Annotated in this window: 22 protein-coding genes; 15 read left to right on the forward strand and 7 right to left on the reverse strand. The window is 40.5% G+C overall.

Translation table 11 applies throughout. The features are described from left to right. The first annotated feature begins 58 nt into the window (after nt 1–58). From leuA to ACMUMK_RS06230, 6 genes are all read left to right on the forward strand, one after another. The gene (leuA, locus tag ACMUMK_RS06205) at nt 59–1,741 is read left to right on the forward strand and encodes a 2-isopropylmalate synthase (protein WP_414700241.1); all 1,683 of its coding nucleotides are present in this window, start codon (nt 59–61) and stop codon (nt 1,739–1,741) included. Between the two features lie 591 nt (nt 1,742–2,332). After that, on the forward strand, nt 2,333–3,268 hold the full coding sequence (locus tag ACMUMK_RS06210; RefSeq protein WP_414700242.1) for a hypothetical protein: 936 nt from the start codon (nt 2,333–2,335) through the stop codon (nt 3,266–3,268). 501 nt (nt 3,269–3,769) lie between these two features. Continuing rightward, nucleotides 3,770–4,753 carry a transposase gene (locus tag ACMUMK_RS06215; RefSeq protein ID WP_414700335.1) on the forward strand — a complete coding sequence of 328 codons (984 nt, stop codon included), beginning with the start codon at nt 3,770–3,772 and terminating at the stop codon, nt 4,751–4,753. Between the two features lie 489 nt (nt 4,754–5,242). Next, a complete protein-coding gene (locus ACMUMK_RS06220) occupies nt 5,243–5,659 on the forward strand; it encodes a hypothetical protein (protein WP_414700243.1) in 417 nt (138 codons plus the stop codon). Nucleotides 5,660–5,663: 4 nt separating this feature from the next. Beyond that, nucleotides 5,664–5,981 (forward strand): helix-turn-helix transcriptional regulator, encoded by a 318-nt coding sequence (locus ACMUMK_RS06225; RefSeq protein ID WP_414700244.1) that lies wholly within the window; start codon nt 5,664–5,666, stop codon nt 5,979–5,981. A 407-nt stretch (nt 5,982–6,388) separates the two neighbouring features. Continuing rightward, complete coding sequence (locus ACMUMK_RS06230; protein ID WP_414700245.1) at nt 6,389–6,967, forward strand: porin family protein; 579 nt, start codon at nt 6,389–6,391, stop codon at nt 6,965–6,967. A 108-nt stretch (nt 6,968–7,075) separates the two neighbouring features. Here the strand turns inward: ACMUMK_RS06230 and ACMUMK_RS06235 are convergent, their stop codons facing one another. Then, nucleotides 7,076–7,750: an exonuclease domain-containing protein gene (locus tag ACMUMK_RS06235; protein WP_414700246.1), complete on the reverse strand. Its 675-nt coding sequence runs from the start codon at nt 7,748–7,750 to the stop codon at nt 7,076–7,078. Between the two features lie 8 nt (nt 7,751–7,758). Next, nucleotides 7,759–9,630 carry a DUF294 nucleotidyltransferase-like domain-containing protein gene (locus ACMUMK_RS06240; protein WP_414700247.1) on the reverse strand — a complete coding sequence of 624 codons (1,872 nt, stop codon included), beginning with the start codon at nt 9,628–9,630 and terminating at the stop codon, nt 7,759–7,761. A gap of 281 nt (nt 9,631–9,911) precedes the next feature. Here ACMUMK_RS06240 and ACMUMK_RS06245 point away from each other — a divergent pair, with 281 nt between their 5' ends. The 3 genes from ACMUMK_RS06245 to ACMUMK_RS06255 all read left to right on the forward strand — a co-directional run bounded on the left by ACMUMK_RS06245 (nt 9,912) and on the right by ACMUMK_RS06255 (nt 12,550). After that, nucleotides 9,912–10,166 (forward strand): DUF4212 domain-containing protein, encoded by a 255-nt coding sequence (locus ACMUMK_RS06245; protein ID WP_414700248.1) that lies wholly within the window; start codon nt 9,912–9,914, stop codon nt 10,164–10,166. Next, nucleotides 10,166–11,902 carry a sodium:solute symporter family protein gene (locus ACMUMK_RS06250; protein ID WP_414700249.1) on the forward strand — a complete coding sequence of 579 codons (1,737 nt, stop codon included), beginning with the start codon at nt 10,166–10,168 and terminating at the stop codon, nt 11,900–11,902. Before ACMUMK_RS06245 ends, ACMUMK_RS06250 begins: the two co-directional genes overlap by 1 nt. A gap of 210 nt (nt 11,903–12,112) precedes the next feature. Continuing rightward, complete coding sequence (locus ACMUMK_RS06255) at nt 12,113–12,550, forward strand: hypothetical protein (protein ID WP_414700250.1); 438 nt, start codon at nt 12,113–12,115, stop codon at nt 12,548–12,550. Nucleotides 12,551–12,580: 30 nt separating this feature from the next. Here the strand turns inward: ACMUMK_RS06255 and ACMUMK_RS06260 are convergent, their stop codons facing one another. Beyond that, on the reverse strand, nt 12,581–13,096 hold the full coding sequence (locus ACMUMK_RS06260; RefSeq protein ID WP_414700251.1) for a GNAT family N-acetyltransferase: 516 nt from the start codon (nt 13,094–13,096) through the stop codon (nt 12,581–12,583). 146 nt (nt 13,097–13,242) lie between these two features. After that, a complete protein-coding gene (locus ACMUMK_RS06265; protein WP_414700252.1) occupies nt 13,243–13,521 on the reverse strand; it encodes a peptidylprolyl isomerase in 279 nt (92 codons plus the stop codon). A gap of 166 nt (nt 13,522–13,687) precedes the next feature. Between ACMUMK_RS06265 and ACMUMK_RS06270 the strand changes: the two genes are divergently transcribed. Then, nucleotides 13,688–14,152 carry a GNAT family N-acetyltransferase gene (locus tag ACMUMK_RS06270; RefSeq protein ID WP_414700253.1) on the forward strand — a complete coding sequence of 155 codons (465 nt, stop codon included), beginning with the start codon at nt 13,688–13,690 and terminating at the stop codon, nt 14,150–14,152. 18 nt (nt 14,153–14,170) lie between these two features. On the opposite strand, the gene dxs is transcribed toward ACMUMK_RS06270, so the two are convergent. From dxs to xseB, 3 genes are read right to left on the reverse strand one after another with little or no spacing between them, the layout of a single operon-like run. Further along, complete coding sequence (gene dxs / locus ACMUMK_RS06275; protein WP_414700254.1) at nt 14,171–16,033, reverse strand: 1-deoxy-D-xylulose-5-phosphate synthase; 1,863 nt, start codon at nt 16,031–16,033, stop codon at nt 14,171–14,173. 18 nt (nt 16,034–16,051) lie between these two features. Next, nucleotides 16,052–16,942 (reverse strand): (2E,6E)-farnesyl diphosphate synthase, encoded by an 891-nt coding sequence (gene ispA / locus ACMUMK_RS06280; RefSeq protein WP_414700255.1) that lies wholly within the window; start codon nt 16,940–16,942, stop codon nt 16,052–16,054. A gap of 9 nt (nt 16,943–16,951) precedes the next feature. Then, on the reverse strand, nt 16,952–17,194 hold the full coding sequence (xseB, locus tag ACMUMK_RS06285) for an exodeoxyribonuclease VII small subunit (RefSeq protein WP_414700256.1): 243 nt from the start codon (nt 17,192–17,194) through the stop codon (nt 16,952–16,954). 287 nt (nt 17,195–17,481) lie between these two features. Between xseB and pomA the strand changes: the two genes are divergently transcribed. The 5 genes from pomA (at nt 17,482) to dusC (ending at nt 22,790) form a co-directional block, all read left to right on the forward strand. Beyond that, nucleotides 17,482–18,246 (forward strand): flagellar motor protein PomA, encoded by a 765-nt coding sequence (gene pomA, locus ACMUMK_RS06290; protein WP_414700257.1) that lies wholly within the window; start codon nt 17,482–17,484, stop codon nt 18,244–18,246. A 2-nt stretch (nt 18,247–18,248) separates the two neighbouring features. Beyond that, entirely contained in the window at nt 18,249–19,166 is a 918-nt protein-coding gene (locus tag ACMUMK_RS06295; RefSeq protein ID WP_414700258.1) for a flagellar motor protein MotB, read from the forward strand. Between the two features lie 237 nt (nt 19,167–19,403). Next, nucleotides 19,404–21,410 (forward strand): peroxidase family protein, encoded by a 2,007-nt coding sequence (locus tag ACMUMK_RS06300; protein WP_414700259.1) that lies wholly within the window; start codon nt 19,404–19,406, stop codon nt 21,408–21,410. 160 nt (nt 21,411–21,570) lie between these two features. After that, on the forward strand, nt 21,571–21,756 hold the full coding sequence (locus ACMUMK_RS06305) for a DUF1289 domain-containing protein (RefSeq protein ID WP_414700260.1): 186 nt from the start codon (nt 21,571–21,573) through the stop codon (nt 21,754–21,756). A 107-nt stretch (nt 21,757–21,863) separates the two neighbouring features. Next, nucleotides 21,864–22,790 carry a tRNA dihydrouridine(16) synthase DusC gene (gene dusC / locus ACMUMK_RS06310; protein ID WP_414700261.1) on the forward strand — a complete coding sequence of 309 codons (927 nt, stop codon included), beginning with the start codon at nt 21,864–21,866 and terminating at the stop codon, nt 22,788–22,790. Nucleotides 22,791–22,881 lie beyond the last annotated feature (91 nt).

A 22,881-nucleotide genomic window follows, 5' to 3' on the forward strand; every position in this document is an offset into this window, starting at 1 on the left:
TCGATAGTAAGTTAGCTATTATAGTGACAGACTCATTCATAGATATTCGGACTTAAAAATGATTAACCATCCAAACACAAAATATCAGCCTTTTTATGGCATTGATTTAAAAAATCGACAATGGCCAAGTAAGCGAATTGAAAAAGCGCCAATATGGATGAGTACCGACCTACGTGATGGTAATCAAGCCTTGATTGATCCTATGTCTATAGAAACCAAGTTACGGTTTTTTAAAGCCTTAGTAGCCACAGGCTTTAAAGAAATTGAAGTAGGCTTTCCTTCTGCCTCAGAGACTGATTTTAATTTTGTTCGCTTATTGATAGAAGGTAACCATATACCGGATGATGTAACCATAGAAGTCTTGGTACAGGCCCGTTATGACTTAATTGAAAAAACAGTTGAGAGCTTGAGAGGCGCCAAGCAAGCCATTTTACATATGTACAACCCTTTGGCTCCGGCATTTCGCGAAATTGTCTACAAAACCGATAAAGCAGGGGTTAAGAATATTGCGACTCAAGGTACTCAATGGGTGAAAGAGTTAACAGCGACTGCCCCTGAGGTTAATTGGACATATCAATATTCTCCTGAGGTATTTTCAAGTACAGAGTTACGCTTTGCCAAAGAAGTATGCGATGCCGTTGTTAAAATTTGGGATCCAAGTGCAGATAACAAAATGATTATCAATTTGCCTGCCACCATAGAGATGAATACTCCCAATACCTACGCAGATCAAATTGAGTGGATGCATACCCATCTAAAACAGCGCCAACATATTATTTTAAGTGTGCACCCCCATAACGACAGAGGCACAGCTGTCGCTGCTGCAGAGCTTGCTTTAATGGCCGGCGCTGACCGTGTTGAAGGCTGTTTGTTTGGCAATGGAGAGCGTACTGGTAATGTCGACTTAGTGACACTAGCCTTGAATATGTACACCCAAGGTATTCACCCTAACTTGGATTTTTCTAATATTGATCAAACCCGTAAGTTGGTTGAAGAGTGTAATCAGTTACCTGTGCATCCTAGGCACCCTTACGTAGGCGAATTAGTATTTACGGCGTTTTCTGGCTCCCATCAAGATGCCATTAAAAAAGGCCTAGCGGTACAGAAAAAAGATGAATTGTGGAAAGTCCCTTACTTACCTATTGATCCCGCTGATTTAGGCCGTAACTACGATGAAGTGGTTAGGGTAAATAGTCAATCAGGCAAAGGCGGCGTCAGCTTTTTATTGGAAAGGGCGGCAGGGCTTCAACTACCTCGTAAGTTACAAATAGAGTTCTCACGTATTGTGCAACAAATGAATGACAAAACAGGTAAAGAGTCAGACTCTGAGGCAATTGTAGACTTGTTTACGCAAGAATACTTGCAACAAAGTGCACCGCTAGAGTTGGTGAACTCTACTATGTCTAGTGCAGCCGATGGACAGCAAAGAATCGACATTGAAGTCAAGTATAAGGGAGTTAAACAGCATATTCATGGCACAGGTAATGGCCCAATAGATGCGGCGGTAGAAGCCATTCGAAGCTTAACTTACCAACCATTAGAAGTGGTAGATTATCACGAACACTCTATAGGCAGTGGCTCAGGTGTAGCAGCAGTTTGTTATATCGAGATGAAGGTCGCAGGGCAAGCAGCAAGCTTTGGCGTGGCCCAAGACAGCAACATAATGCATAGTGCGGTTAAAGCACTAATTAGTGGCGTAAACCGTAAATGGGTAGAGCCAGTCATTAAGTTGCAAGCCTAGCTAGTGGGATTACTTTTAGCGTAGCGATGCTTATTAAGTCTCGCTGCGCAAACTTACCCAATCTAAACATCTCGATAAGTGCTCCTGCTTTATTCTAGCTTCCTACATCCATGTTGGTCGCTTGTTGAGCTGTTCAGGCTGGCGGAGCTGCCGCTCCTATAGAGTCAGCCTTCATCCCGCTATAAAAGATTGCCTTGTCCGAGCGTCCTTGCTCGGCCACTAGACAGGCCAATCATTCTATGGGGAATTTGTAGTCGCGGAAAATCAAAAGCATCGTTACGCGACAGAAGTTTTTCGGTTGTTTAGTAATGAATTAACATGCTTATTCGGCTAATGCAGTTGTTTAATGGTAAAATCCACCTGTCTATTGAAAATACCACTACCAACTTGTGAACAAATGGAAAATGATGTTACAACGTATATGCGCTATTATAACTTAGCTAGGTTTCGTACTGCTAATGGTGACCTGTAGCCTGTGAAGTATGATTAAAATTCCTTAATAAAAGCATCCTGAATTACTGTATAGAACAATAAAATTTTATATTTCTTACACTCTTATAATAAGTCTAAAAATGGAGTTGTCCTCTTTCAATGAATAATACAATCTTAGATTTTGAAATTGATCTTGAATCTGATTATGAAAAAAAATTTTATAGAGACTTAGAAGCGATTTTATTAAATCTTCACAACTCAATTTTCAATTTATACAATATTAAAGATGTCAATATATGCTTCAACTTTTCATGGTTAGAAACGGCTAATGCTAGTTGCAAATTATCGAATGATGGAGTCTACAATATTCAAATTAATAGGGGGATTGTTAATTTGGGATTGTCTATTATAGATGAATATTATGATGTAGAGCATCCTATAAGAGTAGGCGATACAGTATTTAGTTTCGAAACTATTGCAATAATATTTGTATGCTTTATTTATGGACACGAACTCTTCCATGCTTTGGCTGGGCATTTGAAGTATATAAAAGATAAAAGATCTAATGGGGTTGAGCCTGAATTTGAACCTCTAGAATATGATGCTGATAACCTTAGCGTTATGGCTGTTTACTATTTTGCTAAACAGAGATTTGGAAGTGTTTTAGATGAGTATCAACTTAAAGAACTCATATTAATTGGACTTTTTTGGCCAATCAGACTTTTAACAGAAAATAATGAGTACATAGGTAGTCTTGACAAGAATACTCACCCAGACTTACATGTTAGGTTGTATACGTGCATTCAAAAAGTGTGTCATTTAGAATGCTCATCCAACATAGACCAGATAGATAAAGTCAAGCTTAAAGAAAATATTGATAAGCTGTTTAATCCTATTATTGATTTAGAATTAAGATATCTAAAACATCATGAAATAGATTATTCTGATTCATCTCTTTTAAAGTACTTTAAGATGATAGCGTTAAAGCAAAACGGGCATAATGTGTTGATAGAAGATGAAATACTAGAACTTGATGCTAGGTTAATACTTTTGCGTATCGAGTTAAAACCCTTTAGTCATTTAACGATAATCTAGAATGGACATATATGGTCAATCCCGTTTGATCAACAGGTTTTTTCTTTTCATACGTTCTAAGGTTACGTTGTCATATCAAGTCTCTTCCTCACACAAACAGTGTTGGCATACGATAAAATACGGTCTTGTGACATATATCCGGCATCTTTTATGGCGACTTTCTGTTCGCCGTGCCCTCATGAGTTTCAATTGAAGTCTTATAAGCCTATGCACCCATATTGCCTCGAAGGCAGCTGTCCAGCTGAGGTTCCAAATAAGACATAACCGTTTAAATCATCAATGCTCGTTACCGTTTGGTGGTGCTGTGTTTAAACAATCTTGTGCCTATTATGCACACGCTTTTTTAACGTCGAATTCAACTTCTTTAGCCATGACTACCCAAATTATCCTTGCCCAAAAATCTAAAAATCTAAAAATCTAAAATGGACACCCAAGATAAATTTGGGTGTTTTTGATAGTTGAACTAGGCTTTTAGGGTTAATTATTTGAAAGGATTCAATGATGCCCCAGTCTCGTAAATCTCAAGTTAGTTTGTCAGATACCCCTTATTATCATTGTGTGAGTCGTTGTGTACGTCGTTCGTTTTTGTGTGGCGTGGATAATTATTCAGGCCAAAGTTATGAGCATAGAAGAGGGTGGGTTGAAGATAGGTTGTTGTTTTTAAGCTCTGTCTTTGCCATAGATGTGTGTGCTTATGCCGTGATGAGTAATCATGTGCATGTGGTGTTACACGTTGATTTAGATAAGGCTCTTTGTTGGAGTGATAAAGACGTGGTCACCCTGTGGCATAGTCTTTATAGAGGCACCTTACTCACTCAAAAGTTCATGCAAGATGAGGCATTTACACAAGGCGAATGGATAACCTTGAGCGAAACTATTGCAAGGTATCGAGAGCGCTTGCATGATATAAGTTGGTTTATGCGCAACCTTAATGAGTTTATAGCCAGAGAGGCGAACAAAGAAGATGATTGTACTGGCCGCTTTTGGGAAGGACGTTTTAAATCACAAGCCCTTTTAGATGAATCAGCGGTACTGGCTTGTATGGCTTATGTCGACTTAAACCCCATTAGAGCTAGGATGGCAAACACACCTGAAACATCTCACCACACCAGTATTAAAAAGCGCACCCAAGCCATTAAAGAAGATAATAGCCAACCCCACCAACTGATGCCTTTTGTTGGCCACCCCAGAGAAAACATGCCCAAGGGCATCGCTTTTTCGTTAAAAGATTACTGTGAATTAGTGGATACAACAGGGCGAATTATCAGAAAAGACAAAGCAGGGTACATAGACCATCATCATAGCCCTATTTTGCGAAGATTAGGACTAGACAGCGAACAATGGATAACCCTTACCACAGAGTTCGAACAGCACTTTTACTATGCTGCAGGCAGTGAGCATATGATGCGAGTATTTGCGAGGCACACCCGTCACACACGCATACGAGGGATAGGTAAGGCTAAGACCTTACTCAAACGCGCATAGCTTTAATACTTAAACAAACACCGTTCAAACAAATCTACCATTAAGTCTTCGCTCGGCTGCAATTCAGGTAAATAGACCAATTTTATCAACTAAACATAGGTGTTCAGAATATCTAGGTAAGGGCTCAATACAGAGCCAAAGAATCAACCCATTTATTGGCACTTATATGGACGCATTTATGTAAGTATTTTATCTTGGGTGTCTTAATAGAAAAGAGGGGCTGCTGTTCTCTCCTTCAAATACGCTGTCTTTTTTACATAGTGAATCTGTTAAGTTTTGATAAAGCCACTTTAATGAACGCCTGATTGATATGACAGTTAACCCAAATGCTTTACTTTTATGGAGAGTTAATAAATCGTTATAAATCAGTCGGTAACATAATGTGACAGCTAAGCTGTCGTATGACAAAATGCAAGCTGGCATATTACTGGCGGCGTAATACTTGCGAATAAATACTACATTAGCATCATCAACTTAATAAGGATAACGATGATGAAAAGCGACATATTGAATAGTAAAAAATTGGGCTATAAAATTTATTTTCGAGATGGTGATAATCAAATAGCATGTTTTGGTAGTTACTTTACAGGGAAGGAAGAGGTTTATGTAAATGACGAATTGGTAAGTAGTAAACGTAGTTTAGGCATTAGCAGTAGCCATAAATTTGAGTTTGAAGGCAGTACTTATCAAGTTGTTTTTAATGTGCAGAATATTCTAATAGGGACTCTAGTATGTTCTCTATCAAAAAATAGTAAATTGATAGAAGAGCAAAAGCACTATCCTTATCCTTTAGTCAGTTCTCCCAAAAATGCCGTGTTATTTATAGGTGGTTGTTTTTTATTTGGGGCCTTGAGTGGTTATGGCATCTTTACTATTGTAGCGGCAATCGCAAAATTAGGAGGTTAAGCATATGCAACTAAATCCTAATGCGATAAAAGCGCTGAGACAAAAACATAACTGGACACAGCAACACCTAGCTGACGCATGCGATGTGAGTTTGCGTACAATCCAAAGAGTTGAAAAGGAAGGAGTGGCGTCTAAAGAGACAACCATGAGCTTAAGTGCGGTTTTTGAGGTTCGCCAGGGTGAATTAATTAAATTAGATGACACTAATCACCTAAAACAAGATAGCCCCGAAAAAATTAGAAACCTCTACTTGATAGTGACCTTAAGTTCGCTGCTTAGCTTTGGCTTAGGTATGGGGAGTGTGTTCTTTTTTATAAGGTGAGGTGTTTCATCAAGCATAATGAAAAATCGAGGCTTTTTTGCTTGTCACTATTGGGAATTCACTATGTGCTCAAGTTTTGCCTTTTTATGCAGTTTTTGTATGTTTATAGTCTGCTTTAGTTATTGCTGACAATGTTGTTTATTTCTGTCAATTTAAATGCAACTCACCTATGTAAAAATTACATATTGAGTGAAAAACTGTCTGCACAGCCTCTTTGGTTTTTCACTCCTCAAACCCTGATTTTTACTATGTTTGCTTGTTAAATAGCCAAAAGTTGGGCTCCAATGCTGTTTTTGGTTGGTTTTTGTTCATCTCGGGTGTGGGCATGGGGTTTGCTCTTAGTTATTTGAATTCAATGCTGTTAACTCAGTATTCACTTCACTTTAATTTACTAAGAGGTAATCTAAATGAAACACAAAACTAAAATTCTAACTAGCCTTACTGCCATTGCGTTTGCTGCGTCTTTTAATCTGCATGCACAAAGTAATTCAAGCGAGGATCTCAACGGCAGTGGATTTTACGTAGGTGGTAATTATGGTTATCTGCGGGTTGAAGGTGACGATGACTTTGATGATGATAAAGATGTTTATGAAGGGATAATTGGTTATCGGTTTAATCAATATATTGCCCTAGAGGGGAGTTATATTGATTTCGGTAATTATGGTACCGAGTTCGCTAGGGCAGACGTTGATGGTTACACTGCTGCTATAAAAGGTAGTTTACCCATTACTAATAGGGTCGCTTTGTTTGTTAAAGCGGGGCAGCTTTGGTCTGAAACTGATTATAACGCCCTTGATCTTACCCGAGAAGTTGATGACACCAGTGTATTTTTAGGTGGTGGTGTAACAGTTAATCTTTCTCCAAATTTTGCTCTGAATGCTACCTACAGTGTTTATGATACTAGCCTAGAATTTGATGATGTAGATGATGAAAACTTTGACACTGATTTTAAGCAAGCCAGCATAGGTGTTGAATATCGTTTCTAGTAGAGTCTAAGGTAATGTCATCAGCTTGTTAGCTGGTGACTTACTACCTACTTGTATAGTAAATCTAGCGGCTGTTTAGTTTTTGTGGGCCAAAAAATTAAGTCAAATTCACATTAGTTCTTTAAGTTTTTTCTCTCCGTATTTTTGCTGCGCTAACAGGAGTTCGGCCGTGGCTATGGCGTCGTTTAAGGCGTTGTGGGCAAAATGGTTAGGTAAACCGTGTTTTTTTCTGAGGGCAGATAAGCGCAATTCTTGGGGATCGTAAGCTATATCCCGTTGATCAAGTTTACGCTTGGCCAAGGCTAGGGTATCTAGCATCATAAAAGGTGGCGATACTCCGTATAACTCTATACAGGCTTGCTTTAAAAATTGTTTTTCTATACGAGCAAAATGTACCAACATTACCCTTCCGGCAAGCGCTTGCAACAAAGCCTCAATGACTTCTTGTAATGGTTTACCGGCGGATTTTTGCTGGTCGGTTATTTGATGAATAACCACATTGTCGGCTTCAAGATTTTGTTTTGTATTAATGATTTGGTGATAGCTACTGCCTAACTTTATCTTTTGCTTATCTATGCTTACAAAGCCAACGCTGAGTAGTTTGTCGGTTAAGGCATTTAACCCTGTGGTTTCAAAATCTACTGACAAAATAGGTAATTCTGATAGACGGGTATGCTCGTCAGGAAAGGGCACAGATAAAAAATCGTGCAAGGCACCTTTCGGGACTTTTTTTAAGAGTCTTTTTCTTTGTGCCTCGTAGCCAAATAAACAATTAAATAGCATAGCCGCTCCTAGATAACAGCCGATTGTCTGTAATCTTGCATCGATTTAATAACTTTAAAGGCATCTTTTAAATGTTCTCTTTCTAGCTTAGAAATGGTTTTAGGGTCTATGTAGTTGTTTACAGGGAGGTGTTTACATAAAAGCTTTCCTTGATGTTCAAGGCGTACCGAGGTTAAAAACTCATAGGCATCAATTAGGTTTTCTGCCGATGGTTTGGTTAGTGATTGGGTACCCGAGCACAGCTTTAGTCGTTCTATTGTATTGACCGCTGCAACACCTTCACTTAGGGCGTAAATTCTAGCTAGGTCAACAATTAGCGCAATGCCACTGTGCTTTAAATCAAGGGTGGAAGTATGTTCACCGTCTTGGATCAGTACAAAGCCTCTGAAAAAACCAATTGGAGGTTTAGATCTTAATGCGTTGGCAGACATATGCGCAATAAATAGGGTGTTGGCTTTGGTTTTTTGGAGCATGTTTTGACGTACGGTTTCAAGTAAGGTGACATCACCATGAATTGTACTTAAATCAAAAAATACACTGCTGTTTAATAGGGCCTTAGGGCTTGGGGTATCTACCCATTTATCAAAATACTGCTGCCAAACGTTTTGGGGTTGTCGCCATTTTTCGTTTGTTGCCATTATGTTTCCGGGGCAGTACATAAATCCACATTCGGCCAGCCCATCACACACAAAATGTGCGAGCGCTTTAAACCATTGTTCATCCTCTGGTTTCATTGCATTACTAATGATTAGTGCGTTGTCTTGATCTGAGTGGGCAAGTTGCTCTTGTCTGGCTTGAGAGCCTGCCGCTAACCATGCATAGGGCACTGGAGCTGGCCCTAAGGTTTGCTCCGCCATTTCTATTAGGCGAATGGTAAAAGCCATAGTAATCGCACTAATATTTTTGCCTATGTGGTCGGCATTAGAGCCAAGTTTGGTGAGCTTAATTTGTAGTTTATGTATTAGTTTGCTGGTGGTAACTAATTCTGCAATCGAACTTGCTTTGTGAATTATGCTGGTGATGTTGACTGCATTGTGTTCTTCGTTATTAACTAAATCTGTCACGCTGACCATACCAATCAACTTACCTAGTTTAGTAACTGGGAGGTGATGAATATGTTTGCTGGTCATGGCGATTAGCGCATCATAGGCATTGCGTTTTATGTCTATGGTGGCAACATCTTTTGTCATGATATCGCTAACTGGGTTAGATGTGGGTAGGCCAACGGCTACGCATCGTCGCCTGATGTCTTTGTCGGTTATTATGCCCAATTTTAGGTCGGTGATGTTTTTATTGGGATGCTTTTCATCTACTACCACTAAACAAGAAAACCCAAGCTCTGTCATTTTTATCGCTGCGTCTTGTATCGACACTTCGGGAGAAACTGTCGCAACAGAATGATGGTAAAAGTCTTCCACCGAAGTATTACTAATAGATGAAGCTAAAATGGCGTCATCGTTGAGTTTGTTCTGTTGATTATGAAGTCTTTGCTCTGACGAGAGTTCTAAAAATTCGAGTACTTCGGGAGTATCTGCAAGTAAGGTTTTTAAGTTGGGGTAGTCTAAGCTGTAGATTAAGGTGTCTTCTTCTACAATGAGACTAGCATGTAAATTAGGCTTCTCCTGACAAAAAACAGCACATATATCGCCCTCAGCATATTTCCCTAGCAGCTCCTTGTTTGTGCCTTCGTGGCGTAGTGCACCTTTGCGTAAAATATACAATTGAGGCTCTGCCACATTGTCGGGTATTAGGCGTTCCTGCTCACGTAAATAACTGATGCTAATTTCTTTGACTAGCCTATCTACAAGGTTATCAGGCAATAAATCAAAGGGAGGTATCCCTCCTACAAACACGCTGATTTCGGCTAGTTCATTATCCATTCCAACACCTTAGGTAACATTTGATGCGTTAATTTGAGACCGCTCAGACATTAAGTCAACGGTTAAATGAGGGTATAAGACCAAGGTGGTATATCTGAGAAAAACAAAGCTTGGTAGTGTTGCCGATAGTTAAAGTTGTTTATGAAATGTTAATTAATTAACAAGCCAGTTACCTGATGTCTTGGCAACATTTCACTACTCAGACTTTTTCTCAAAACATACCCTTATTACAAAAATACAAAATGTAATAAATAAAATGGCATCAGTGCTAGGAGAATAATGTGGAAAAGAAGACAACATATTGGCAGGAAAACCTGCGCTTGATAACAATATGTCTAGTCATTTGGTTCGTCGTATCATTTGGCTTTGGCTTGTTATTAGTAGAACCACTTAACGAGTTTCGTCTCGGTGGTTATAAACTTGGATTCTGGTTTGCTCAACAGGGTTCTATCTATGTTTTTGTTGGTTTGATTTTTTGGTATGGCTTCAAAATGAACAAACTTGACAAAAAATATCAAGCTGAGGATAAATCATAATGGATGAGTTAAAACTTTATACCTACATAGCAGTCTTTGGCTCTTTTACTTTATATTTTGCTATTGCCTGGTGGGCGCGCGCTGCTTCTACTAGCGACTTTTACGTTGCCAGTGGTGGTGTAACGCCAATGCAAAATGGTATGGCCATTGGTGCCGACTGGATGAGTGCCGCTTCTTTTATCTCTATGGCAGGGTTAATTGCCTTTTTAGGATATGGAGGCTCTGTATTCTTAATGGGGTGGACAGGCGGTTATGTATTACTGGCTATGTTACTCGCCCCTTACATGCGTAAGCATGGCAAGTTTACCGTTCCTGAATTTATATCCGACCGTTATTATTCTAAGACGGCGCGTATTGTAGCAGTTGTCTGTTTAATACTTGCTTCGCTTACCTATATCATTGGTCAAATGAAAGGGGTAGGGGTGGCGTTTTCGCGCTTCTTAGAAGTGGATTACGGCTTAGGTTTAGGCATAGGTATGGCTGTTGTGTGGTTTTATGCTGTTTTAGGCGGCATGAAGGGCATCACATACACTCAAATCGCCCAATACTGTGTATTGATTTTTGCGTATACCATTCCTGCCATTTTCATCTCTTTCCAACTTACCGGTAACCCAATTCCACAGCTTGGGTTAGGTTCAACTCTTGCTGATGGTAGCGGTGTATATTTACTAGATAAACTTGATTTGGTGGTAACTGAGTTGGGCTTTAAAGAGTACACCACAAGTAATATGAATGGTTCCTTAGATATGTTCGCATACACTATGTCATTGATGATAGGTACTGCAGGGCTACCTCATGTAATTATGCGCTTCTTTACTGTACCTACAGCACAAGCTGCGCGTTCTTCTGCAGGTTACGCTTTGGTATTCATTGCATTGCTTTATACGGTAGCCCCAGCTGTTGGTGCCATGGCTCGTCTTAACTTGATGAATACCATTGAGCCTACGGCAGGTCAGCACTTAGAGTATGAAAAGCGTCCGCAGTGGTTTAAAGACTGGGAACAAACAGGTTTATTAGAGTTTGAAGATAAAAACGGTGACGGCAAAATTCAATACTCTGCAGATGCTGAAACTAACGAAATGGTTAAAGTAGACAACGACATTATGGTGCTAGCGAACCCAGCTATTGCGAATTTACCTAACTGGGTAATTGCATTAGTGGCTGCGGGTGGTTTAGCTGCGGCATTGTCAACGGCTGCTGGATTATTATTAGCCATATCTTCCTCCATATCCCATGATTTAATGAAAGGAGTACTGACCCCTGACTTGTCAGAGAAGAACGAGCTGTTGGCCGGTAGGATAGTCATGACACTTGCTATTTTAGTCTCCGGTTACTTGGGGCTGCATCCGCCTGGGTTCGCCGCAGGTACGGTGGCACTAGCCTTTGGTTTAGCTGCTTCATCCATTTTCCCAGCACTAATGATGGGGATCTTCTCTAAGAAAATGAGTGGTACAGCAGCGGTTGCAGGAATGTGTTCAGGTATTGGCATTACCATGCTTTATGTATTCCAACATAAAGGCATTATGTTTATCCCAGGTACATCATTCTTAGGGGACATGGCACCAAACTGGTTCTTTGGTATTTCACCTAATGCATTTGGTGTTGTCGGTGCGGTTGTGAACTTTGCCGTTGCCTTTATCGTCTTGAGGTTTACAGGGCCTGCTCCTGATGAAATTCAAGATCTCGTTGAAAACATGCGTAGCCCAGGTGGCGAAGGTGCAATTAGCGATCACTAAAGGCTAACAGCCAATAGAAAGTTTGCCCACATGATGAAGCTTTAATTATGTGGTTAACATTAAAGGCTAAAGATAACCTCTTTAGCCTTTATTTTTCTATAAGGCTTTATGAAATATGGGTTAGCATTAGCTACATATTTTAGGTGTATTCTAGGTTTGTAAAACGTTTTACCTAACCTAATTAACGCGAGTTTTTAAAAAGAGTAAATAATGAATAAACATACAAAAATCGCATTTATGGTGGCTCCAATTTTAGCTGTGATTGGCTATATAGCCGCTGATTATTATGTTGAAGACCAAGCCGAAGAAGCAAAAGTGGTGGAGTTGCTGCCCTATGAAAGCTGTGACGTAATTAACCAAACATGTATTTTGAAATCAGGAGATTTTGAAGTAAATGTGTTTGATAAAAACAAACTAACAACGGTTAACTCAACCTTTCCATTAGACAGTGCGACACTTTTTTTGGTTGATGAAAACGATCAAGCAACCCCTTATCCATTGGGCATGATACAAAGCCCTTATTACTGGCACACAGAAACTAATTTAAGAGCATTAGCCGGTAGCCCTGGGCAAAGCTATAAAATGAGGTTGGTACTTAATATTAAAGGTGGCAGTTATATTTCTGAGTTCTATACGACTACGCTTTAATCCCATTAAGTGATTAAAGCCTATATGTGTTTAGTGTTTGCTAGGTGTTATTTTACTTGCCACAACTTTTTCAAAACTAGTATCAGAATAAAACTCAGTGACTAGGTTTAAATCAGAAATACCGGTGCGCTCCATGAGAGGCACTGCACGTTTGGTGGCAGTAACGTAAACATATTTAGAAGAGCTGTTGTGGCGAGATAGTAAAGGCTGAATGACATCTTGGTACATTTTATTGGCAAGTAAACTAGCATAACCTTTGTTGCGATATTGGGGCAGGGTAACAAAGTGAACTACGCCTAAATCCTGATATAGCCTACCTTGAAACAAGGTTTCTTTATCGGTTCGCCCTTGGTAGTTTTCTAAAACACTATAGGCAACTAGCTCTTGGTTGACATAGAGTTTGATCACTTCGGCTTGAGTGCCATGTTGTAATTTTTCGTGCTTTGATAGCCATGAAAACAAATACCACATTTTCATATTTATCTGGCCTAACGCGAGCATTTCTTCAGCGCAGGTTTTACCATTACAATATTCAAAGCGATGCATTATGAGGCCATTTGATTTAAGGGAAGGTAGAAACGTCAGTGGAAACATGACACTAAAGTGACTTAACAAAGTAAGTAACTACCTCAGTGGCATGTGTATTTTTTGGGGCGCTGGTACTGAAAGCCTAATCCCAAAAGTATTCTTACTTAGTCAGAACGCTCTGTAATTTCTAGTAAGTGGTAGCCAAATTGGGTTTTAATTGGGCCATGGACAACATTCAATTCGTCATTAAATACTACTTTATCAAACTCGGGTACCATTTGGCCTTGACTAAATCGGCCTAAATTACCACCTTGCGCACCAGAAGGGCACGAAGATTGACTAGCAAGCTCTTCGAACTTTGCTCCATTTTCTATTTCTTGTTTCAATGCTAAACACTTTTCTTCTGTTTCTACCAAAATATGACGAGCACTAGCTGTAGGCATAAGGACTTCCTATAAATTAGATTAAAAATTAATTGGTGTGGTAACCAACTGCGCGACACTCTACGTGAACCTTAATCTATCCTCAAGGGATGGCAGCTATGATAGAGTAGATAATCACCGCTTTATCTTCTTAACCTTACCAAACAAGAGAGTGTAACTTGTACCTATGAGATTAACGCCACCACTACAAAGTCATTTATTGACCATGATGGATTGGTTTGCAGATGCTCAGCAAGTGTCTGATTGGGCAGGGCCAGGTGTCAGGTTTCCCTATGATTTAGCTTCATTTACAGCTGATTTGCAGCTTGAAACGCTGAGTTCATATGTGTTGCTGTCGGATGACAATGACTTGCTGGGGTTTGGTCAGTACTATAAAAGATTAAATAGATGTCACTTGGGGCGTTTAGTCATAAGCCCAGACAAACGCGGTACGGGGATGGCAGCTGTGCTAATAAAGGCACTGTGTAGCAAAGGTCTGGGAGAAATCGGTACCACTGAGTTGTCGTTATTTGTGCTGGCTCACAATACTAGTGGCATTAAAGCCTATCAAAAGTTTGGATTTGCGCTGGCTAGTTACCCAGAGCAAATGCCACTAGAAAATTGCTTGTATATGGTTAAGTCAAACCAATAGCTGTTGAACAAGGTTTTTCTAACCGTAAAAATTTTCGATTTTTGCTAATATGCCTTGGCTATCTAGCTGAAGCTCCGCATACATTTCTTGCTGAGTACCTTGCATAATAAACTCATCGGGTAGGCCAAGTTGTAGTAGCTTAACACTATGCTGACTCGCCATCAGGTATTCTGCGACTGCGCTGCCAGCACCACCGACTATTGCGCCATCTTCCAAGGTGACAAATAACTCATGGTCAGCTACTAAGGTTTCAATAACTTGAGTATCCAGAGGTTTAACAAAACGCATATCAATCACAGTAGCGTTAATTTGTTCTGCAGCTTGTTGGGCGTGGGCGAGTAATACACCAAAATTAAGAATTGCAATCTTTTGCCCTTCACGGATAACACGGCTTTTGCCTATTGTTAACGCTTGCATGGTAGGCTCAGGTTTTACCCCAGTAGCAGACCCTCTTGGGTATCTGACAGATGCAGGCTTTTGTAACTTATGGCCTGTATATAACATCTGGCGACATTCGTTTTCATCAGAAGGAGTCATGATCACCATGTTGGGGATACAACGTAAAAATGGAATGTCGAATGCACCTTGATGGGTTGGGCCATCGGCTCCCACTATTCCTGCTCGGTCTATGGCAAACAATACAGGTAAATTCTGCAAAGCTACATCGTGAATGAGTTGATCGTAAGCTCTTTGTAAAAATGTAGAGTAAATCGCAACTACTGCGTTTAAGCCTTCTTTTGCAAGGCCAGCAGCAAAGGTTACAGAGTGTTGTTCGGCGATAGCAACATCAAAATATTGAGATGGATACTGCTGGGAAAATTTCACCATACCAGAACCTTCTCGCATGGCTGGAGTCACAGCCATTAAGTTAGGATCTTGTGCTGCCATGTCACAAAGCCAATCCCCAAATATGGCCGAAAAGGTAGGGTCGCTAGGCGGTGCTTTAGGTAAGCCTTGATCCTTAGGGTTAAATTTTGGAACTGCATGAAACTTTATCGGATCTTGTTCGGCGAGTTCGAACCCCTTTCCTTTTTTGGTTACCACGTGCAAAATTTGCGGGCCTTTAATACCACGCATATTTCGAAGTGTATCTACTACGCCGTTTACATCATGACCATCAATTGGGCCAATGTATTTAAAACCAAGCTCTTCAAAAATAGTACCAGGTACAACCATGCCTTTGATGTGCTCTTCTGCACGGCTGGCAAATTCCTTGATTGGAGGTACGTTACTCAGTAACTTTTTACCGCCATCTCTTATGGAGTTGAAAACGTTACCTGTTAAAAGCCTTGCAAGGTGGCTATTAAGGGCGCCGACGTTTTCAGAAATAGACATTTCGTTGTCATTTAAAATGACAACAAGATCTTTATTGATATCGCCACCGTGATTTAATGCTTCGAATGCCATACCTGCTGTCATAGCACCATCACCAATAACTGCTACCACTTTGCGGCCTAAGGCTTCCTTTTCTGCAGCAACGGCCATACCTAAGGCTGCACTTATAGAGGTGGATGAGTGGCCAACTGCAAAGGTATCGTATTCGCTTTCGGGAGGCCAAGGAAAAGGATGTAATCCATCTTTTTTACGAATAGTTTGCATCCGTGAGCGGCGGCCCGTAAGAATTTTATGGGGATAAGCTTGATGGCCTACATCCCATAATAAACGGTCAAAGGGGGTGTTGTAGACATAGTGCAAGGCTACGGTTAATTCTACTGTGCCTAGCCCTGAGGCAAAATGCCCACTACTTTTGCTTACACTAGACAATAAGTACTCTCGTAACTCTTTGGATAGCTGTTTTAGTTTTTCTTTTGGTAAGTCTCTCAATTGCTCAGGCGTGTTAGCTTCAGCAAGAGTAGGGTAGTGGGTTATATCTAAAGTCATTAAGTGGGTATCAACTCTTTAATAGGCGCGATGAATAACAAAATTGGTAAATTCGGCCAAGATCTGGGTATTGTAAGGCAAAGTCTGCAAAGCTTGAAGTGCTTGTTTGTGTAGATTTTCAAGATAAGCTTGTGCTTGCTCTAATCCCATCATGGCCGGATAGGTACTTTTGTTTTGCGCTTGGTCTGAACCTTGGGGCTTACCCAGTACTTCTGAGTCCCCAACAACATCTAAAATATCGTCTTGTACTTGAAACGCCAAACCAATAATTTTGGCGTATTCTCTCAGAGTATTGCAGCTATCTTGGGTTACATCGTCTGCAAGAACAATTGCCATTTCTACACATGCAGACAATAAGGCCCCTGTTTTCTTATGATGCAATGCTTCCAGTTGAGCTTGGTTAATAAGTGTATCAGTTGCGGCTAAGTCCATAGCCTGGCCACCGCACATACCTAAATAGCCAGATGCTTTACTTAAAATATTTACTAGCTTAATTCTTTTAAGATCATTAGAAGCGCTTAGTGGATGTTGACATAATATTTCAAACGCTAAGGTTTGCAGCGCATCACCAGCTAAAATGGCAGTGGCCTCATCAAATTTTATATGACAGGTTGCGTGGCCGCGGCGAAGGTCATCATCGTCCATTGCAGGTAAATCATCATGGATTAACGAATAAGCATGCACTGCTTCAATGGCAATGGCAGGACAATCTAAATCAGTTGCTGTGACGCCGAGCATTTCGCCAGTAGCATGAAGTAAGAAAGGGCGCATTCGTTTACCGCCAATCAACAAGGCGTATTCCATTGCTTGTTTCAAGGTTTGTGCGTGGTCTGGCAATGCTTGTATAGTTTGACTCAAGGCATTGTTGGTTCTTTCACTAACCGCTTGTCTGTAGGAATGTAAACTCATTTAGCGAACTTAATTGTTTGTTTCAAATACATCAAGGGTTTGTTGCCCATTTTGAGTGGTAAGTATCTGTATTTTCTGTTCAGCATCTTTTAATTTTTGTTGACTATTTCTGACCAACTCAATGCCTCTTTCAAAACTTTTAAGGGCTTCTTCTAAGGGTAAATCCCCCTGTTCCATCTGGCTAACAAGGTTCTCTAACTCTTGCATTGATTGTTCAAACGTTTGAGTGTCTGCTTTTTTACGAGTTGTCATAATATTCTTTATATCAACCATGGCGAATGCTGGGAGCCACGCACCATACCTGAGCAAAAAAATAGGGTCAAACACTTTTATAGATACCAAGTGGCACAAGTATATAGTTGCTAAATTTTCTGATTAATTTTTATATGAAATTTATACTTGATGCTGACTTTAGAAAAAATGGATATAGTCGATATTATTGGATAGTAGGCGATTAAATTATGTTGTATGTCGGTATTACAGACATTAATCTAAACGCTTAGTTATAAAGGTTTAACCACTATTTTTTGGAGCACAGTGTGGATTTAGCAACCATAATCGGGATTCTTGGTGCCATAGGTTTTGTTGTCATGGCGATGATCCAAGGTGGCGATATCGCCATGTTCATTAACGTACCTTCTATTTTGATAGTATTTTGCGGTAGTTTATTCGTAGTGTTATCCCAATACACTCTCGGACAATTTTTTGGTGCAGGTAAAGTGGCTGGAAAGGCCTTTATGTTCAAACTGGATTCACCTGAGTCGCAAATAGAAAAAATAGTAGAAATGGCCGATGCTGCCCGTAAAGGTGGATTTTTAGCTTTAGAAGAAGCTGAGATTGATAATCCTTTTATGCAAAAAGGTGTGGACATGTTAGTGGATGGCCACGATGTGGATGTTGTTAGAGCAACCTTAGGTAAAGATATAGCTATGAGTGCTGAGCGTCATGAGTTTGGTGCCACTATTTTTAAAGGTTTAGGTGATGTTGCTCCTGCAATGGGAATGATTGGAACCCTAGTTGGCTTGGTAGCCATGTTATCTAACATGGATGATCCAAAATCTATCGGACCTGCAATGGCGGTTGCACTTTTGACTACACTATATGGGGCCATGCTAGCAAACTTATTATGTTTACCTATTGCTGTTAAATTAGGTAACCGCTGTGAAGAAGAAAAGCTAAACCAAAGCTTAGTACTGGACGGTATTATTGGTATCGCAGATGGTCAAAACCCAAGAGTTATCGAGGGGATTTTGAAAAATTATTTAGCCGCCAGTAAACGTGGCTCATCTGAAGACGCGGAATAGCGATGGAAGACCAATGCCCTAAGTGCCCTCCTGAAGGGCTACCCGCTTGGATGGGAACATTCGCAGATTTGATGTCTTTGTTGATGTGCTTTTTCGTGTTGCTGCTGTCCTTCTCTGAAATGGATGTATTGAAGTTTAAACAAATTGCAGGCTCAATGAAGTTTGCCTTTGGTGTGCAAAACAAAATTGAAGTAAAAGACATTCCCAAGGGTACTAGTGTCATTGCTATGGAGTTTCGACCCGGTAAGCCCGAGCCCACTCCTATCGACACCATACAGCAACAAACTACCGATATGACCCAAGAAATGCTGGAGTTCCAAGCAGGGAACGAAGACTCAGCTGGTGGGCGCCAAAAGCAAAGGGGAGAGCAAAAAGGTGGGGCAGCACAACAAACAGCTTCAGAGCAAAGTACCTCTAGCACCGCTGCGAGCGATCAGGAAGTGGCAGAACGTATGCGCAAAGTGGCTGAAAGGCTTGAAAAAGAAATTGTAGATGGGGCCATTGAAGTGGAGTCTTTAGGTCAACAAATTACAATTCGGATAAGAGAGAATGGATCGTTTTCAGCTGGCTCAGCATTTTTACAACCACAGTTTGTACCAATATTGCGAAAGATAGGCACATTATTAGCTGATATGCCGGGAGATGTTGAAGTTTCGGGTCATAGTGACAGTCAGCAGATTTCAAATGAGTTGTATCGTTCGAATTGGGATCTTTCTTCGCAACGAGCTGTTGCCGTAGCAGAGGAGCTAAGGCGTGCCCAAGGATTCGATGAGAGTCGCATGTCTGTTGTGGGTAAAGCTGATACTGCGCCACTTTCAGAGACTGACGATGCCCAAAGTAGACGTAGTAATCGCCGTGTTGAAATAGCAATTAACCAAGGCAAACCTAAAATATCCGAGCCTATATCGGTACTAGAGTAACTCCTCTTTTTACCCAACAAATACAAGGATGTATTTTGTTCAATTTGTGTTTTTATTGCTGCATATTTATACAAAGTGTCTATTAATCCCTCGTTCTATATTTGCTCTGTAGCAAGCTTTTTCTGAAAAGTTCAAATTAAATTAAACATTTATTTAACATTTTCTGAGAACTTGTTACGAAACTTTACATCTTAGGCATTGAATCCTTAAATAATTAATGCTTTGGAAAAAATTAAGATGAAGTACTTTAAAAAATCAATATTGTTTTCTTCGGTGATGATGATAGCCGCTTGCAATAATAGCGAATCACAAGATGAAAATACCCTACCTGTTGTAAGTGCTGGGGAGAATCAACGTGTTGATGAACGTTCAAATGTTGGACTTTCTGGCACAGCTCAGGATGCAGAGGGCGAAGTTACCGCTATTTGGACTCAGGTATCCGGTACATCTGTTGATATAGAAGAGGCAGATACGTTAACGCCTCAATTTAGAACACCGTCAACACGGCAGAATGAGACCCTAGTGTTTCGCCTCACAGTTACTGATGAAGCTGGTGAGTCTGTTTCTGATGATGTGGAAGTGTTAGTTACCGACCGTACCGCTTCTTCTCAAGGTATCAATGATAATGCTGGTGAAAGGCGTAATCGTGCAAATGCAAATAGGGATGATGATGGTGATGGGCCTACAGTGGATAACCGTGAGGTCAGAACTTTTGATGGCTCGAATAACAACATTGAAAACCCGCTATGGGGAACATCCTTTAGCCATCTTCAAAGGTGGGCCGATGTAGCTTACGAGGACGGTATTTCTTCTATGGCTGGGGCGTCACGGCCAAGTGCTAGGCTGGTGTCTAACAATGTAGCCAACCAAGATGTGGGCGTGGTTATTCCTAATACCTTTAATACCACTGATTATTTGTGGCAATGGGGTCAGTTTATCGATCATGATATCGGTGTTACTGATGGTGCCGAAGAGACTGCAGATATTATTGTTCCTAAGGGAGATATATATTTCGACCCAAACAATACAGGTAATGCAACTATTCTGTTTAGCCGTGCTTTATTTGACCATGAAACGGGAACAAGTATTTCAAACCCTAGGGAGCAAGAAAACGAATTAACCGTTTGGCTTGATGGCAGCATGATTTATGGCTCGGACGACATTAGAGCTGCGGCTTTACGTGTTAGTGAAAACAGCCCTTATTTAGCTACAAGTGATGGAAATCTATTACCCTTTAACACTAGCGGTCAAACCAATGCGAATGCTTTTGGTGTGCCAGCTGAAGCCTTATTTTTAGGTGGAGACATCCGTGCTAATGAGCAACTCGGTCTTACCACTATGCACACTTTGTGGGTTCGAGAGCACAACAGGATTGCTGCTATTTTGGAGGAAGAGTCACCCAACTCAACGGGTGAAGAAATCTTTCAAGCTGCTAGAAGATTAGTGATCGCAAAGATCCAAATTATTACCTATGAAGAATATCTGCCAGCATTGCTTGGTGAAAATGCCATACCAGAATACGAAGGGTACGATGCTACAGTACATCCAGGACTATACAATGAGTTTAGTGTGGCGGCATATCGTTATGGCCATTCGTTATTGAATGAGTTTATTACCCGCCTAGATGTAGACTTAAATGAAATAGATGAAGGACATGTGCCACTTAGAGGAGCGTTTTTTACTGGTCCTCAAATATTAACAGAAGAAGATAGCCTTGATCCTATTTTACGGGGTTTTGCACACCAGTTGAGTCAAAAATTAGATACTAAAGTTGTGGCTGATATTCGTAATTTTTTATTTGGAGAGCCCGGAGCAGGCGGTCTTGATTTGGTTTCCCTTAACATTCAGAGGGGACGAGATCATGGAATACCTTCTTATAATGATATGCGAGAGGTATTTGGTTTGGAGCGTAAAACTTCATTTTCAGAAATTACATCAGATACTGCGCTGCAGCAGGCGTTAGAAACAACCTATGGTGATGTTGATGAAATAGATCTGTGGGTAGGTGGTTTGGCAGAAGATGCGCTATCAGAAGTAGGCTCTCAAATGGGAGAACTGTTTCGTTTAATGAATATTGTGCAGTTTTCAGCCTTCAGAGACGGAGATCGCTTTTGGTATGAAAATGATTTAACAGAAGATGAGTTAGAGCGAGTAGAAGGAGCAACGTTAGCAGACGTTATTCGCGCAAATACTAATATTGGTGACGAAATTCAAGATAACGTTTTTGAATTTCCAAGTTCATAGGGCGCCAAACTTAGTTACTAAATCAATTCCAATTTTTACTAAGATTTGTATTAATAACAATAAAGTCTCAAGATGGGGCACCTTCGGTGCTCCGTTTTTAAGAACGGCCTTGGTTATAATTAGCTATTATTGTGTTTGCCAAAGAGAGCTGTATAGATTGATGAAAGATAAAACAGAAGGGAGTGTGGCTTCTCCCTGTGTCAGAAATTGCTGTCTAGATAAGCAAGATATGTGTGTTGGGTGTTTTAGGCTAATAGATGAAATACTTATTTGGGGCCAGGCAAGTAACCAACAAAAGACAGATATTTTGCACTTGTGTGAAAAAAGAAAGCACTTAACCCCTTAAAATTCTAACCTTACCCTTATTATGAATAGTAAACGGCCCTAGTGCTGAAAACTAATTACTATTACAATGCGCGCGTTTCTTACCTATAACCTATAGTGCTTTATTAAATGCAAATTACTTTGGCCCCGATGGAAGGGGTGGTTGATCACCTTATGCGTGACATGCTGACCCAAGTGGGAGGCTTTGATTTATGTGTCACTGAGTTCGTACGAGTGGTTGAGTTACTCTTACCTAAAAAGGTGTTTTATCGCCTAAGTCCTGAGTTGAAACATGGAGGTTTCACACCAAGTGGAGTGCCTGTTAAAGTCCAGTTATTAGGGCAACATCCACAGTGGTTAGCTGAAAATGCAGTTAGGGCCGTTGAGCTAGGCTCCCATGGGGTAGATCTTAATTTTGGCTGTCCCGCAAAAACCGTGAATAAAAGTAAAGGCGGCGCTGTACTTTTGAAAGAGCCAGAAACCCTCTATCAAATAGTGTCTGCTGTGCGTAATGCAGTTCCTGCTGAGCATGTAGTTTCTGCTAAAATGCGCTTAGGTTTTGAAGACAGTTCGCTGGCCATTGAAAATGCTCAGGCTATTGCCAGTGCAGGTGCAGATTCCTTAGTAGTGCATGCTCGTACCAAGGTCGATGGCTATAAGCCCCCAGCGTATTGGGATTGGATTGCAAAGATAAAGCAACAAGTTGATATTCCTCTAATTGCAAATGGCGAGATTTGGAACGGCCAGGATGCAGTGGCCTGTCAGCAGCAATCTGATTGTGAAAATATTATGTTAGGCCGCGGAGCTTTAGCTATGCCCAACTTGGCCCAAGTGATTAAAAATAAGCATCAAGAGATGCCTTGGGAGCAGGTTCGTAACTTGTTGATCCAATACTCAGGTTACGAATTATATGGTGATAAAGGTAAATATTATCCTAACCGCGTAAAGCAGTGGTTAGGATATCTAAAACGCCAATATACTCAAGCTGACACTTTATTTACGAAAATTAGAGCACTGCAACACTCTGAAGATATTTTAAAACACATTAAAGAGTAGTGTGGATCAGGGATAAAGCGTTTTGTTATATCAGTATTTTTAAGTTTTTTAGAACTAGCTACTTAGGTATTGCACTAGAAAACTTTATCAA

This window comes from Paraglaciecola sp. 2405UD69-4 (assembly GCF_047525415.1).
GTDB lineage: Bacteria > Pseudomonadota > Gammaproteobacteria > Enterobacterales > Alteromonadaceae > Paraglaciecola.